The organism is Streptomyces sp. S063, assembly GCF_002832675.1.
Taxonomy (GTDB): Bacteria; Actinomycetota; Actinomycetes; order Streptomycetales; family Streptomycetaceae; genus Streptomyces; species Streptomyces sindenensis.
Map to the genome: position 1 here is coordinate 5,798,775 of NZ_CP021707.1, position 14,246 is coordinate 5,813,020.

12 protein-coding genes are annotated in these 14,246 nt (G+C 74.1%); 6 read left to right on the plus strand and 6 right to left on the minus strand.

Going from position 1 to position 14,246, the window contains the following annotated elements:
- The first annotated feature begins 21 nt into the window (after positions 1–21).
- From rbfA to CCZ36_RS26855, 5 genes are all read left to right on the plus strand, one after another.
- On the plus strand, positions 22–504 hold the full coding sequence (gene rbfA / locus CCZ36_RS26835; protein WP_010061881.1) for a 30S ribosome-binding factor RbfA: 483 nt from the start codon (positions 22–24) through the stop codon (positions 502–504).
- A complete protein-coding gene (truB, locus tag CCZ36_RS26840; RefSeq protein WP_069739584.1) occupies positions 501–1,400 on the plus strand; it encodes a tRNA pseudouridine(55) synthase TruB in 900 nt (299 codons plus the stop codon). Before rbfA ends, truB begins: the two co-directional genes overlap by 4 nt.
- A gap of 248 nt (positions 1,401–1,648) precedes the next feature.
- Positions 1,649–5,200, plus strand: a complete 3,552-nt coding sequence (locus CCZ36_RS26845) for a trypsin-like peptidase domain-containing protein (RefSeq protein ID WP_128818739.1) — start codon at positions 1,649–1,651, stop codon at positions 5,198–5,200.
- Positions 5,201–5,243: 43 nt separating this feature from the next.
- Positions 5,244–6,200, plus strand: a complete 957-nt coding sequence (locus CCZ36_RS26850; RefSeq protein ID WP_079134362.1) for a bifunctional riboflavin kinase/FAD synthetase — start codon at positions 5,244–5,246, stop codon at positions 6,198–6,200.
- Positions 6,201–6,249: 49 nt separating this feature from the next.
- Positions 6,250–7,380 (plus strand): XdhC family protein, encoded by a 1,131-nt coding sequence (locus CCZ36_RS26855; protein WP_128818740.1) that lies wholly within the window; start codon positions 6,250–6,252, stop codon positions 7,378–7,380.
- Here CCZ36_RS26855 and CCZ36_RS26860 read toward each other — a convergent pair whose 3' ends face one another.
- Both CCZ36_RS26860 and CCZ36_RS26865 read right to left on the minus strand, forming a co-directional pair.
- Positions 7,381–8,697, minus strand: a complete 1,317-nt coding sequence (locus tag CCZ36_RS26860) for an MFS transporter (RefSeq protein ID WP_128818741.1) — start codon at positions 8,695–8,697, stop codon at positions 7,381–7,383.
- Positions 8,694–9,329, minus strand: a complete 636-nt coding sequence (locus tag CCZ36_RS26865; RefSeq protein WP_069739589.1) for an ArsR/SmtB family transcription factor — start codon at positions 9,327–9,329, stop codon at positions 8,694–8,696. The genes CCZ36_RS26860 and CCZ36_RS26865 overlap by 4 nt, the downstream gene beginning before the upstream one ends.
- Positions 9,330–9,500: 171 nt before the next feature.
- Here CCZ36_RS26865 and CCZ36_RS26870 point away from each other — a divergent pair, with 171 nt between their 5' ends.
- Entirely contained in the window at positions 9,501–10,061 is a 561-nt protein-coding gene (locus CCZ36_RS26870) for a dihydrofolate reductase family protein (protein ID WP_069739590.1), read from the plus strand.
- Positions 10,062–10,074: 13 nt separating this feature from the next.
- Here the strand turns inward: CCZ36_RS26870 and CCZ36_RS26875 are convergent, their stop codons facing one another.
- The 4 genes from CCZ36_RS26875 to CCZ36_RS26890 are packed head-to-tail and all read right to left on the minus strand — an operon-like array spanning position 10,075 to position 14,244.
- A complete protein-coding gene (locus CCZ36_RS26875; RefSeq protein ID WP_128818742.1) occupies positions 10,075–11,112 on the minus strand; it encodes an oligopeptide/dipeptide ABC transporter ATP-binding protein in 1,038 nt (345 codons plus the stop codon).
- A complete protein-coding gene (locus CCZ36_RS26880) occupies positions 11,109–12,236 on the minus strand; it encodes an ABC transporter ATP-binding protein (protein ID WP_443069821.1) in 1,128 nt (375 codons plus the stop codon). Before CCZ36_RS26880 ends, CCZ36_RS26875 begins: the two co-directional genes overlap by 4 nt.
- Positions 12,182–13,156 carry an ABC transporter permease gene (locus CCZ36_RS26885; protein ID WP_237302747.1) on the minus strand — a complete coding sequence of 325 codons (975 nt, stop codon included), beginning with the start codon at positions 13,154–13,156 and terminating at the stop codon, positions 12,182–12,184. Before CCZ36_RS26885 ends, CCZ36_RS26880 begins: the two co-directional genes overlap by 55 nt.
- Positions 13,153–14,244 carry an ABC transporter permease gene (locus tag CCZ36_RS26890; protein WP_069744680.1) on the minus strand — a complete coding sequence of 364 codons (1,092 nt, stop codon included), beginning with the start codon at positions 14,242–14,244 and terminating at the stop codon, positions 13,153–13,155. The genes CCZ36_RS26885 and CCZ36_RS26890 overlap by 4 nt, the downstream gene beginning before the upstream one ends.
- Positions 14,245–14,246: the final 2 nt, after the last annotated feature.

The following is a 14,246-nucleotide window of genomic DNA, read 5'->3' on the forward strand; positions in this document are numbered from 1 at the left end:
AGAAGGAAGAGTGACGGACCGGTGACCGACAACGCGCGGGCCCGCAAGCTGGCCGATCGCATCCAGGTCGTGGTCGCGGAGACCCTGGACCGGCGAATCAAGGATCCGCGGCTGGGATTCGTGACGATCACGGACGCCCGGGTCACCGGCGACCTGCGGGAGGCCACGGTCTTCTACACGGTCTACGGCGACGACGAGGAGCGCGCGGCCTCCGCGGCCGCGCTGGAGAGTGCCAAGGGCGTGCTGCGCTCCGAGGTGGGCCGGCAGACCGGGGTCCGGTTCACGCCGACCCTGGCCTTCGTGCCGGACGCCCTCCCGGACAACGCCCGCACCATCGAGGACCTCCTCGACAAGGCGCGGGCCAAGGACGCGGAGGTGCGCCAGGTCTCCACCGGAGCGACGTACGCCGGTGAGGCCGACCCGTACCGCAAGCCCGAGGACGAGGACGACGAGGCGGACACCCCCGGCTCGACCGACAAGAACGAGGGCCCCGCCTCCGCATGACCGAGCAGACCATCACGCCGGACGGCCTTGTCATCGTCGACAAGCCGTCCGGCTTCACTTCGCACGACGTCGTCGCCAAGATGCGCGGCATCGCCCGTACGCGACGCGTCGGCCACGCCGGCACGCTGGACCCGATGGCGACCGGGGTCCTGGTGCTCGGCGTCCAGCGGGCCACCAAGCTCCTGGGCCACCTCGCCCTGACCGAGAAGGAGTATCTCGGCACGATCCGGCTCGGCCAGGACACGATCACCGACGACGCCGAGGGTGAGATCACCTCGTCCACCGACGCTTCCGGGGTGACCCGGGAGGGCATCGACGCCGGGGTCGCCGCGCTGACCGGCGCGATCATGCAGGTGCCGTCCAAGGTCAGCGCCATCAAGATCGACGGCAAGCGGTCCTACGCGCGGGTGCGCGGCGGCGAGGAGTTCGAGATCCCGGCCCGCCCCGTGACCGTCTCCTCCTTCCGCGTCTACGACGTCCGCGAGGCCGTCGCCGAGGACGGCACCCCCGTCCTCGACCTGGTCGTCTCCGTCGTCTGCTCCTCGGGGACCTACATCCGGGCGCTGGCCCGCGACCTCGGCGCCGGGCTCGGCGTCGGCGGCCACCTGACCGCGCTGCGCCGCACCCGGGTCGGCCCGTACGGCCTGGACGCGGCCCGCACCCTGGACCAGCACCAGGAAGAGCTGACCGTGATGCCGGTCGCCGACGCGGCGAACGTGGCCTTCCCGCGCTGGGACGTCGACGAGAGGCGCGCCAAACTGCTCCTCAACGGCGTACGGCTGGACATGCCGGCCTACCCGCCGGGGCCGGTCGCGGTCTTCGGGCCCGACGGCGCGTTCCTCGTCCTCGTCGAGGAGGAGAAGGGCAAGGCCAAGAGCCTCGCCGTCTTCGCCTGAGCGGGAGCGTGTCCGCCGGGCGCACCGACTGCTTCCTGCGAACGAGCCGAACCGCTTGTCGTGGAGCGGGCACCACCCCCCATCGGTGCCCGCTCCACCCTTTTCCCCTCCCCGGCACCATCCCTGCTCTCCGCAGGACACGCTTATTCACCCCATTGGACGGGCGCTCGGAGTGAACAGCGGGGGCGCGGGGGGCGCTTTCCTCGTCCGCGCGATCCGGGCGATCACCGGCGGCCTACCGTCGGACCATGGGCAGTGGGGACCGGTCGAAGCTGGTAAAAATCTGCGATCAGGCCGGCCGGCCGCGAGGGACGGGATTCGTCGCGGACGAGCGCGGCACGGTCGTCACCGCCCATCAGGCCGCCGCCTCCCCGGGGCCGCTCCTCCTGCACGGCACCGACGGCCGCACCTGCTCCGTCGCCCCGGACGACATCACCGCCCTGCCCGCCCTCGGCCTCGCCCTCCTGCGCACCGGCGGCTCCGACGCCCTCGACGCCGAACCGCTGCCCATCGCCGGACGCGACCGCGCCGAGCCCGGCGGCTATGTGGACATCGCCGCCCACGGACGGCGCGAGGCACGCGTGCTCGGCACCACCCCCGCCACCTACACCGCACCGGACGGCGTCGGCCACCCGGTCCCCGCCGCCCTGGAGCTGGCCCTCGGCACCGACGGGCGCGACGCCCTGCGCTCCGGCGGCGCGGCCATCGGCGGACCGGTCACGGACCCGGCCACCGGTGCGGTCCTCGGCATCCTGTGCACCACCCTCACGGCCCCGCACGAGGCGGCCGGCCTCGCCCTCCCGATCACCCGGGGCACGGACGACACCCTGGACGCCCTGCTGCGCCGCAACGCCGCCGTCGCCCCCGCCTACGGCCCTCACCTCAACCTCGCCGGGGCCCTCCAGCTCACCGCCACCTCCGTCGGCTCCGCGGACGGCCCCAAGGCCGGTACCGCACCGGTCGAGCGCGCGGACGTCCACGCCGAGCTGGCCGCCTTCGCCGCCGGTACGGGACTGGTCCTCGGCCTCGTCGGCGCACCCGGCACCGGCCGCACCACCGAGCTGGCCGCCCTCGCCGCCCGCCGCGCCGACGGCGGCGCGCCCGCCCCCACGCTCTGGCTGCGGGGCGCGGACCTGCTGGCCGAGGACGTCTCGATCGCGGACGCCGCGAGCCGTACCCTCACCCGCTCCGCCCGGATCGTCACCGCGGCGGGCGCCCACGGCGACATGAGCACGGCCACCCCGGAGCGCGTCGCCAAGCTCGCCGCCGACGCCGGACACCCGCTCCTGGTGGTCCTCGACGGCCCCGAGGAGATGCCGCCGCTGCTCGCCCACCGGCTGGCCGACTGGACGCGCGGCACCCTCGGCTGGCTCCGCGGCAACACCGTCCGGCTCGTCGTCGCCTGCCGCCCCGAGCACTGGGAGACCGCGGGCGCCCTCTGGCCCAGGGACGCCCTGCACCGACCGCGCCGCCCCGCCCGACGGCTGCCGCCCGCCCTCCGGCTGGCCGACCTCACCCCCGAGCAGGCAGAGAGCGCCAAGGAGGCGTACGGCATCCCGCCCACCGCGCTCGCCCCCGGCCACGACCGGCACCCGCTGACCCTGCGGCTCCTCGCCGAGGTCCGCGCCGCCCTGCCGCCCGGTGTGCCGGGTCGCCCCGACACCGAGGACGTCTTCGGCGCCCACCTCGACCTGCTGTGCGTGCGCGCCGCCGTCCGGATCGCGGCCGCCGCCGACGAGCAGCCCCGCGGTGCGGCCGTCCGCCGGCTGGCCGCCCGGGTGGCGGGCCAGGTCCACGAGGCGGCCCGCCGCTGTCTGGGCCCGGGCCAGGGCGAGCTGGACCGGGCGGCGTTCGAGGAGATCTTCCCCTGGCGCACCGGCTGGGCCTCCGCCGTGCTCACCGAGGGCATCCTCGTCCCCGCCGGGGCGGGCTACCGCTTCGCCCACGAGGAGCTCGGCGACTGGGTGCAGGGCGCCCACCTCGACCTGGACGCGGCCCTGCGCTCCCTCGTACACCGCTGGCACCGGGGGAGCGGCACCCCGGACCGCACCCCCCACCCTCACGACTCCGGCGAACCCCGCAGCCTGCCCGTGCCCCGGCACCGCATCGGGCCGGTGATCCAGGCGATGGTGCTCCTCGGCCGCCGCCAGGGCACCGCCGCCCTCGCGCACCGGATGGCCGACCTCATCGAGGCGCTGGACCGGCTCTGGACCGACGAGGGCCCGCGCGACGAGGACGCCGCCTGGTGGGCGGCCCACCTGCTGTGCGGCAGCCTGCTGCGGGTGCCCGACGCCCGCCCGTACCTCGGCGTCCTGCGGGTCCTCGCCGGGCGCATCACCCGCCGCTCCGCCGCCCCCGGAGGACCCGGGGACCTCGGGGCGTACGGTGAGTTCGGGCCCTGGTTCTGGCGGCGGCTCCGGCTGCCCGAGGAGGACCGGATCGACCTGCTCCGCCGGCTGGTGCCCGCCGACGGGCTGCCCCGCACCGACGGCGACGAACGCTATCTGGACGCGGTCGCCCGCCGCCTCGCCCTCGACGCCCCGGCCGTCCAGCCGCTGCTCTGCCGCTGGTTCACCGACGAACGGCCGCTGATCGTGGGCCCCGACGCCCCGGACGTACCCCTGCGCCCCACCGTCGCCACCGCCGCACAGGCCCTGCTGTACGCCCGCCGCGATCTGGACCTCGACGGCCTCACCGACGCGCTGATCGCCACCCCGCACACCCGGGCCGGGGAGCTGCTCGCCGCCCTCGCGGAGGACGAGCCCACCGCGCTCTGCCGGGCCGTCGAGCGCTGGGCCCGCGATGAGGACCGCCCGGCCCGCCGCTCCGCCGCCGCCCGCTACGCCGGACTCCTCCAGCAGCGCGTCACCGCCGAGGGCGACCGGGCCCTGCTGCGCTCCGCCGCCGAGATCCTGCTGGAGCGCCCCGAGGACGCCGACCTGCACGCCGCCGCCCACACCCTCCTGGTCCGCGACCCGAAGGCCCGGGGCCGCCATCTCCCGGCCGCCCTGCGCGCCTTCGCAGCCGGAGACCCCCGGCTGCCCGTCGAGCTGCTCGCCGAGGTGTTCCCGTCCCACCAGGAGCCGGTCCTCGCCGCCCTCCGCGCCCGCCTCGCCCACCCCGGCGACGGTGGGGGAGCGGTGCTGCGGGCCCTGGCCGGCCTCGACACGCCCGCGCTCGCGCTGCACGTCGCCGGACTCGTACGGGAGTACATCGACGCCCACCCCGACGACGGCACGCACGCCGCCGAGTACGTCGACCTCCGCCTGGAGCACGGTCCGGCCGCCCGCGCCCTGCTGCTGCCCCTGGTCACCGGGCTGCTGAGGGACCGCCCCGCGCCGCCCCCGGTCCGTGCCGCGCTCGCCGCCGTCCTCGCCGGGCCCGGCAGCGCGGACTCCCGTCCGCTCCGCGCCGAGCTGCTGGAGGTCCTGCTGGAGTTCGAGCAGACCACCGGCCGTGACCCGGACGTCCTGGAAGCCCTGCTCCGGGCCGCGGCCCAGGGCTCGGAGCGCCGCCCCGAGATCCGCACCCGCGCCCTCGTCCACCGCACCGGCATGCTGCTGGTCCGCACCCCCGAAGGCGCCGCCCGCTTCGACCGGGGCCTCGTCGAGTGCGCCCGCGACGTGCCCGGCTTCGCCGCCCTCGTCACCCGCTGGCTGGCCGACGCCCCCGAGGAGTGGGCCGCGGTCGTCGGCCCGAGCGCCCGGCGCACGGTGGAGGCGTTGGAGACATCACGCCCGCCGATGCCGATGCCGATGCAGGCGGCGGGACGTGAGCATGGCAGTCTTAGACCTGCGTAATCGACATACACACGTACACAGGTTCGGGCGAGGAGCGGTCACAGTGCAGCGCTGGCGTGGCTTGGAGGACATCCCCCAGGACTGGGGACGCAGCGTCGTCACCATCGGCTCCTACGACGGCGTGCACCGCGGACACCAGCTGATCATCGGCCGGGCCGTCGAGCGCGCCCGTGAGCTGGGCCTTCCCTCGGTCGTCGTCACCTTCGACCCGCACCCCAGCGAGGTCGTCCGCCCCGGCAGCCACCCGCCGCTGCTCGCCCCGCACCACCGCCGCGCGGAGCTGATGGCGGAGCTGGGCGTGGACGCGGTGCTGATCCTCCCGTTCACCACCGAGTTCTCGAAGCTGTCGCCCGCCGACTTCATCGCGAAGGTCCTCGTCGACCGCCTTCACGCCAAGGCCGTCATCGAGGGCCCCAACTTCCGCTTCGGCCACAAGGCCGCGGGCGACGTCGCGCTGCTGACCGAGCTGGGCGCCACCTACGACTACACCGTCGAAGTCATCGACCTGTACGTCACCGGCGAGGCGGGCGGCGGACAGCCGTTCTCCTCCACGCTCACCCGACGCCTGATCGCCGAGGGCGATGTCGCCGGGGCCGCCGAGATCCTGGGCCGCCCGCACCGGGTCGAGGGCATCGTGGTGCGCGGCGCGCAGCGCGGCCGGGAGCTGGGCTTCCCGACGGCCAACGTCGAGACCCTGCCGCACACCGCGATCCCCGCCGACGGCGTGTACGCCGGCTGGCTGGAGGTGGACGGCGAGTCGATGCCCGCCGCGATCTCGGTCGGCACGAACCCGCAGTTCGACGGCACCGAGCGGACGGTGGAGGCGTACGCCATCGACCGCGTCGACCTCGATCTGTACGGGCTGCACGTGGCCGTCGACTTCCTGGCGTACGTCCGCGGCATGCTGAAGTTCGACTCGATCGACGAGCTCCTGGTCGCCATGGCCGCCGATGTGAAGCGCTCCAGCGAGCTGACCGCCGCGTACGACCGCACTCACTGACGCACGGGTCGGCCGTGCGTTCCGCCCCGGGACGGCGGATGCTGGCAGGGTGCGCGACATCCTGCCCGACCTCCGTGCCCGGTGTGCCGACGGCGTCCCCCTCGCCCTGGCGACCGTCGTCGCCGTGCACGGCAGCGCGCCCCGCGACCCCGGCGCCGTCATGGCCGTCGACGCGGCGGGCGCGGTGGTCGGCAGCGTCTCCGGGGGCTGCGTCGAGGGCGATCTGTTCGAGGTCGGCCGCGAGGTCCTCGCCGGGTCGGGGCCGCGCGTGGTGGCGTACGGGATCAGCGACGACGAGGCGTTCGGCGTCGGGCTGACGTGCGGCGGCACGATCGAGGTCCTGGTACGCGGTTACGTCTCCGCGGCCGAGCTGGCGGATCTCGGCGCCCTGCTGGACCTGATCGCCGCGGACCGGCCGGTGGCCGAGGCGACCGTCCTCTCCGGCGCGGCCGAGACCGGGAACCGCCTGGTGGTCCGCCCCTCCGGCGCCGGGCCCACCACCGGCACGCTCGGCTCCGAAGGGCTCGACGCGGCCGTCACCGACGACGCCCGCGGGCTGCTGGCCCAGGGCCATACCGCGATCCAGTGGTACGGGGCGCACGGCCAGCGCCGGATGCAGGAGGTGTCCGTCTTCATCCGGACGTACGCCCCGCCGCCCCGCATGCTCGTCTTCGGCGCGATCGACCACGCGGCCGCCACCGCCCGCATCGGCTCGTTCCTCGGCTACCGGGTCACCGTCTGCGACGCCCGCCCCGCCTTCGCCACCCGGGAACGCTTCCCCACGGCCGACGAGGTGGTCCGCGCCTGGCCGCACACCTACCTGGAGTCCACCGAGGTCGACGCCCGCACGGTGATCTGCGTCCTCACCCACGACCCGAAGTTCGACGTACCCCTGCTCCTCGCGGCCCTGCGCACGCCCGCCGCGTACATCGGTGTGATGGGCAGCCGCCGCACCCACCACGACCGGCTCGACCGGCTGCGCGAGGCCGGGGCGGACGAGGCGGCGCTCGCCCGCCTCGCCTCCCCCGTGGGCCTCGACCTCGGAGCCCGTACGCCGGAGGAGACGGCCGTCTCCATCGCCGCCGAGATCATCCAGCACCGCTGGGGCGGCACGGGGCGGCCGCTCGGTGAACTGACGGGGGCGATCCACCACCCGGGCGGGCCCGCCGGGGCCCGGTGATCAGGGCACCGCCTTCGCACCGTCCTGCGTCTCCTCCTCCTGCGGTACGCCGTCCTCGCGGGGGCGGTCCATGGCCCGCCACTCCGGCCGCAGTCCGGCCAGGGTCGTGGTGAGGAAGTACGCGGCCCCGCAGACGAGCAGCACCGGCGCCAGCCCGGCGGCCGTCACCGCCGCCCCGGCGAGCAGCCCGCCGAGTGGGATGCCGGACCAGGACAGCGAGTCCCCGAGGGCATTGACCCGGCCCAGCATCCGGCGCGGCACCCGCTCGACGAGGACGGCGCCCAGCACGGGGTTGATGAACCCGGCCCCGAACCCGCTGACGGCGAAGACGGCCAGCACCACGGCCAAGGGGGCGTCCACCGCTAGGACCAGGAACCTCGGGGCCCCGGCCAGGAGGAACCCGACGAGGAACACCGCTCTGCGTGGCAGCCGGTGGGCGGCCATCGCCGCGATGAGGCTCCCGCCCGCCGCGGCCGCTCCCATCACCGTGCTGATCAGGCCGATCGCCGCCGGGCCCTTCCCGGACTCCCCGGCCCAGACGGGGATCATCAGGGTGGACAGCGCCGCGTCCAGCAGGTTGGTGATCCCGACCACGACGATGACGGCGAGCAGCAACGGATCGCCGCGCAAGAACGTGAAGCCCTCGCCGAACCGCCGCCAGTAGCCCGGTTCCTGGGCGTCGGCCGGTGCTGCGGGGTCCACGGCCGGCCGCCCCGTGCCGCGCGGCAGCGCGACGGCGACGATCGCCGAACCGAGGACGAAGCAGCCCGCGTTGACGACCAGAGCCGTCATCGGGCCGAGCAGCGCCACCAGGGCGCCGCCCGCCGCCGGTCCGATGGTGGAGGCGAGCCGCTCGATCACGCCGGACAGGCCCATGGCCCGCTCCAGGGGTGTTCCGGCTCGCTCGGCGGCCTCGGGGACCATGACCTCTTTCGCCAGGTCACCCGGACCGCGCGCGGCTCCGATCACCGCGACCAGGCCCAGCAGGACGGGGAAGGAGAGCAGGTCCAGGGTGTGCAGCAGCGGGATCGCCGCGGCGGCGGCCGCGCTCGCCAGGTCCGTGGTCCAGGAGACGGTCCGCGGGCCCATGCGGTCCACCAGCGGGCCGGACAACGCCTTGACCAGGACGTACGGCGCCATCTCGCAGAAGGCGACCAGACCGGTCCGGGTGGCGCTGCCCGTGGTGACGAGGACGAACCAGGGGAGGGCGATCAGGGAGATCCGGGTGCCGGTCACGGAAGCGGCGACGGCGGCCAGCACCCCGGCCAGCGGCCGTAAGGACCGCTCGCCCGCTATGGCAGGCCCTTCCTGCGTCACGGTGCCTCCCCTTCGGGGGCGGGCGTGTTCAGCTCGGGCAGCACGTGGGTGATGACGCCGACGCGCTCCGCGCCCGCCGGGGCGGTCGCCGCGTTCTCCGGGGTGTCCCGGCGGTAGCGGCCGATGACGTCCCCCAACTCCTGGTAGAGCGCGGTGGTTTCCTCGGGCGTGAGTCGCAGCGCCCAGTCGCTCAGGTCGAACCTGTCCCGCCAGACGCGGGGCATCGTCTGTAGCTCGTTGAGCGTCTGCTGGGTGCGCAGGGCGTAGATGGAGGCGACGGACTGCTGGTAGGCGAGAGCGGCCTCCGGCTCCTGCTCGGCCAGCTCCGGGTCGTTGAACCAGGTCGTCCGGTGCACCGAACGCCACCAGCGCTCGCGGGCGTTGCCGCGTTGCGTGTCCTCCTCGACGAAGCCCGCGGCGCCGAGCTGACGCAGGTGGTAGCTGGCCGTTCCGGAGTTCACCCCCAGCCGCTCCGCGAGCCGGGTGGCGGTGGACGGGCCGTGCTTCCGCAGCAGCCCGACCAGCCGCACACGGACCGGATGCGCCATGGCGCGCAGCCCCTTGGCGTCGAGGACGACCGATCCCTCGTCCAGCGACGGGTCGTCGGAAGGGTGGGGGGTGTTGTCTGTCATGCGGCAGACTCTAGACCGCGAAGAGTTCTTCGCAAAGAGTTCTTCGCGAAGAATTCTTTGCGGTTCGTGGTGGCGGGGTGCCGACAACCGCCGGCCGATGAGTTCCGCTGGGAGCGGCGGTCATCATGGGTGGGACCGCCGGAGGTGTGTGTCCGTAGGGAAGGAGACGCCGTGGCCAAGCTCATCTACTCCATGATCACCTCGCTCGACGGCTATGCCGAGGCGGCGGAGGGCGGCCTCGGGACCGGGGCCGAGGATCCGGAGGTCCACACCTTTGTCAACGATCTCTTCCGGCCGGTCGGCACCTACCTCTACGGCCGGCGGATGTACGAGACGATGGTCTACTGGGAGACCGCGCTCGACGAGCCCGGTCAGCCGCCGCACATCGCGCAGTACGCCCGCGACTGGCAGGCCGCGGAGAAGGTGGTGTACTCCACGACGCTCGACGCGGTGTCCAGTGCGAGGACCCGGATCGAGCGGTCCTTCGACCCGGGCGCGGTGCGCCGGCTCAAGGAGGAGGCGGACGCCGACCTCACCGTCGACGGCCCGAACCTCGCGGCTCAGGCCATCGCGGCAGGTCTGGTGGACGAGTACCACCTGTTCATCACCACGAGCGTGGTCGGCGGCGGCAAGCGGTTCTTCCCCGACGGCGTGCGCCTCGACCTCGAACTGGTCGAGGAGCGCGCCTTCGCCGCGAGTGGGCTGATCTACGCCCGCTACCGGACCCGCTGAGGGCCGGCGGCTCTCAGGCCGTCGGTACGTCCGCGGACCCGCCCCCGCTCTCCCCGGCGCACGCCGCCGCCCAGTGGCACGCCACCTGGGCGCCCCCGCCCCCGTTCAGTACCGGCAGATCCACCGTGCGGCAGGCTTCCGCCACCCCCGCCCGCTCCGCCTCGCCGGAGCCCAGGACCTGGCAGCGGACGTGGAACCGGCAGCCGGAAGGCACCTTCGAGGGGTCCGGCGGCTCGCCGGCCAGCACCACCGGTTCGCCCTCCGCCTCGGGGAGCACGGACAGCAGGGCCCGGGTGTACGGGTGCTGAGGGGCCGTGAGCAGCTGCTCGACCGGGCCCGTCTCGACGATCCGGCCCAGATACATCACCGCCACCCGGTCCGCGATATTCCAGGCGAGCCCCAGGTCATGGGTGACGACGAGCGCCGAGAGGCCCAGTTCGTCCCGGAGGCGGAGCAGGAGGGCCAGGATCTCGCCCCGTACCGACGCGTCCAGCGACGCCACCGGCTCGTCGGCCACGATCAGCTCCGGCTCCAGCACCAGGGCCCCGGCGATCACGACGCGCTGGCGCTGACCGCCCGACAGCTCGTGCGGGAAGCGCAGGAAGAACCGCTCCGGCGGGCGCAGGCCGGCCCGGGAGAGGGCATCCGACACGGCGGCCCGCTCGTCGCCCGCGTACCCGTGGATGCGCAGCCCCTCCGCCACCGCGTCGTACACCGTGTGCCGGGGGTTGAGCGAGCCGCTGGGGTCCTGGAGGACCAGCTGCACGCGTCTGCGGTACGCCTTCAGCGCCCGGCCCGTGTAGTCGAGCGGGGCGCCGCCGAAGGTGACCCGCCCGGAGGTGGGCGGGACCAGGCCGAGGAGGGACCGGGCCAGCGTGGTCTTGCCGCAGCCGGACTCGCCGACCAGCGCGACGATCTCGCCGGGCCGGATGTCCAGGTCGACGCCGTCGACGGCCCGGGCGGTGGCGGCCCCGCGCCGGCCGGGGAACGCGACCTTCAGCGTTTCGGCGCTGAGGAGGGGCGCGGTGCCGACCGGAGGGACGGTGCTCATGTCGTGCTCCTCATGTCGTCGGCCCCCGGGGAGGCCGGTTCGTCCACCAGGACGCAGGCCGCCCGGCGCTCGGCCCCCGCCTCCCGCAGCTCCTGGTCCTCGGTGCCGCAGATGTCCAGCGCCACCGTGCACCGCGGATGGAACGTACAGCCGCCCGGCAGCGCCGCCGGATCCGGCGGGTCGCCCGGCAGCCCGCGCGGGGCGTGCCGCGAGGACAGGTCCCCGATCCTCGGGAACGCGGCGGACAGTGCCCTGCCGTACGGGTGACGGGCGTCCGTGTACACCTGGCGGGCCGGGCCCTCCTCCACGACCCGCCCCGCGTACATCACCGAGAGCCGGTCGCAGGTGTCGGCGAGCACCGCCAGGTCATGGCTGATCATGATCAGGCCGACGTTCTGGTCGGACACCAACTGCTCGATCAGGCGCAGGATCTGCGCCTGGATCATCACGTCCAGCGCGGTCGTCGGTTCGTCCGCCACGATCAGGCGCGGATCGCAGGCGAGCGCCATCGCGATCATCACCCGCTGGCGCTGCCCGCCGGACAGCTCGTGCGGATACGCCTGCGCGCGGGCGGCGGGCAGGCCGACCTGTTCCAGCAGCTCACCGGCGCGCTTGCGGGCGGCGGCCGGGGTGGCCTTGCTGTGCAGCAGGATCGGCTCGGCGATCTGGTCCCCGACCCGGTGCACCGCGTTCAGCGAGTGCATCGCGCCCTGGAAGACGATCGACGCGCCCGCCCACCGGACCGCCCGCAGACGACCCCACTTCATGGTGAGGACGTCCTCGCCGTCGAGCAGGATCTCACCCGTCAGCCTCGCCGTCGCGGGCAGGAGGCGGAGCAGGGCGAGCGCCAGGGTGGATTTTCCGCAGCCGGACTCCCCGGCGATGCCGAGCTTCTGTCCGGCCTCGACCCGCAGATCGACCCCCCGTACGGCGGGGACGGCGTCGGCCCCGCCGCCGTAGGTGACGGTCAGATTCCGCACCTCCAGGAGCGGGGGCTCGCCGACCGGCTCCGACAGGCCGGGCGAGCCGGACGGATCCGGGTTCGGCGTGGTGGTCGTGGTCGTGGCGGTCAACGGGACACCCCCAGCTTGGGGTTGAGCACGGACTCGATGGTGCGGCCGCACAGCGTGAAGGCGAGGGCGACCACGGCGATGGCGAGTCCGGGCGGAGCGAGATACCACCAGTTGCCGGAGCTGACCGCGCCGGCCTCACGGGCGTCCTGGAGCAGACCGCCCCAGGAGACGACCGTGGGGTCGCTGAGCCCGAGGAAGGCGAGGGTCGCCTCGGTGAGGATGGCGGTGGAGATCACCAGCGTGGTCTGCGCCAGCACCAGCGGCATGACATTGGGCAGGACGTGGCGCGACATGATGTGCCCGTGCCCCCCGCCGAGCGCCCGCGAGCGCTCGATGTACGGGCGGGACTCGACTGACAGCGTCTGGGCGCGGACCAGACGGGCGGTCGTCGGCCAGGTCGTCACGCCGATCGCCAGGATCGTCGTCCAGATCGACCGGGACAGGACCGTCGCCAGGGCGATCGCCAGAACGAGGGTCGGCATCACCAGGAACCAGTCCGTCACCCGCATGATGACGGTGGCGTACCAGCCCTTGAAGTGGCCCGCGGTGATCCCGATCAGGGTGCCGATCGCCACCGACAGGAAGGCGGCGAGCAGCCCGACCGTCAGCGACACCCGCGTGCCCCACAGCATCAGGGCCAGCAGGCTGCGCCCGAACTGGTCGGTCCCGAGCGGGAAGTCACCGCTCGGCTCCTCCAGCGGGCCGCCCGGGGCGTTCGTCACGCTCTGTGAGTCGGCCCCGGCCAGGAGCGGGGCGGTCAGCGCCAGCAGGGCGATCACCGCGAGCACGGCGAGCCCGACGAGGCCGGCGCGGTGCGTGCGGTACTGCCGCCAGAAGCGGGCCACCGCCTGCCGCCGCCGCGCCCGGGTCAGGGCGCGCGGGCTCTGTGCCCGTACGCCCCCGGGGGGCTGCGAGGGTGTGCGGGCGTTCGGCTCCTGCGGTTCGGAGGGCTTCTCCATCGACGTCGTCATCGGCCCACCCGGGGATCGAGCAGCGGATAGATCACATCGGCGAGGGTGTTCATCAGGATCACCGCGGCGGCGAAGACGAAGAACAGCGCCTGCACCAACGGCAGGTCGGGCACGCTCAGCGCCTGGTAGAAGAGGCCGCCGAGGCCCGGCCAGGAGAACACCGTCTCCACCAGGATCGCCCCCGCCACCGTCGTACCGAGGTTGACGAAGAGCAGGGTGACGGTGGGCAGCATCGCGTTCGGCACGGCGTGCTTCCGGCGGACGAGGTCGTCACGCAGCCCCTTGGCGCGGGCCGTCGTCAGATAGTCGCTGCCCATCTCGTCCAGCAGCGAGGAGCGCATCACGAGCAGGGTGCGCGCGTACTCCACGGCGACCAGCGTGACGACGGGCAGCACCAGGTGGTGGGCGATGTCCAGCACCCGGTCGAAACCCTCCGTGTCGCCGGACTCCATACCGCCGGTCGGGAACAGCCCGGGGATCGGGCCGATACCCACCGACAGGGTGATGATGAGGAGCAGACCGAGCCAGAACGAGGGCACCGAGTACAGCGTCAGCGCGAACGCCGTGTTGGCCCGGTCCCCGGCACTGCCGTTGCGCCACGCGGAGCGCGCGCCCAGCCAGATGCCGAGCAGCGTGTAGATGACGAAGGCGGTACCGGTCAGCAGCAGGGTGGCGGGCAGTGCCTCGGTGATCTTGTCGATGACCGGGGCGCGGAACTGGTACGACGTACCGAAGTCGCCGGTGAGCGCCTTGCCGCAGTACTGCGTGAACTGCTGCCACAGCGGCAGGTCGAGTCCGAACTCACGGCGCATCGCCGCGATCTGTTCGGTCGACACCTGGCGGCCGCCGGTCATCTGCTTGACCGGGTCGCCGGGGATCAGGCGGAAGAGGAAGAAGCTGGTGACGAGGACGGCGAAGAGGGAGACGGCCGCCCCGCCGAGCTTGCCCGCCGCGTAGCGGGCGTAGGCGGCCGTACTGCGTGAGCGTGGGGAGCGGGCCGACGGCCCGGCCGGAGCCGGGCCGTCGGATTCGGTGCTCTCCACGCCCGCCGCGCCCTGTCGCAGGGCGGGAGTGATTTCTGAGCTCATGG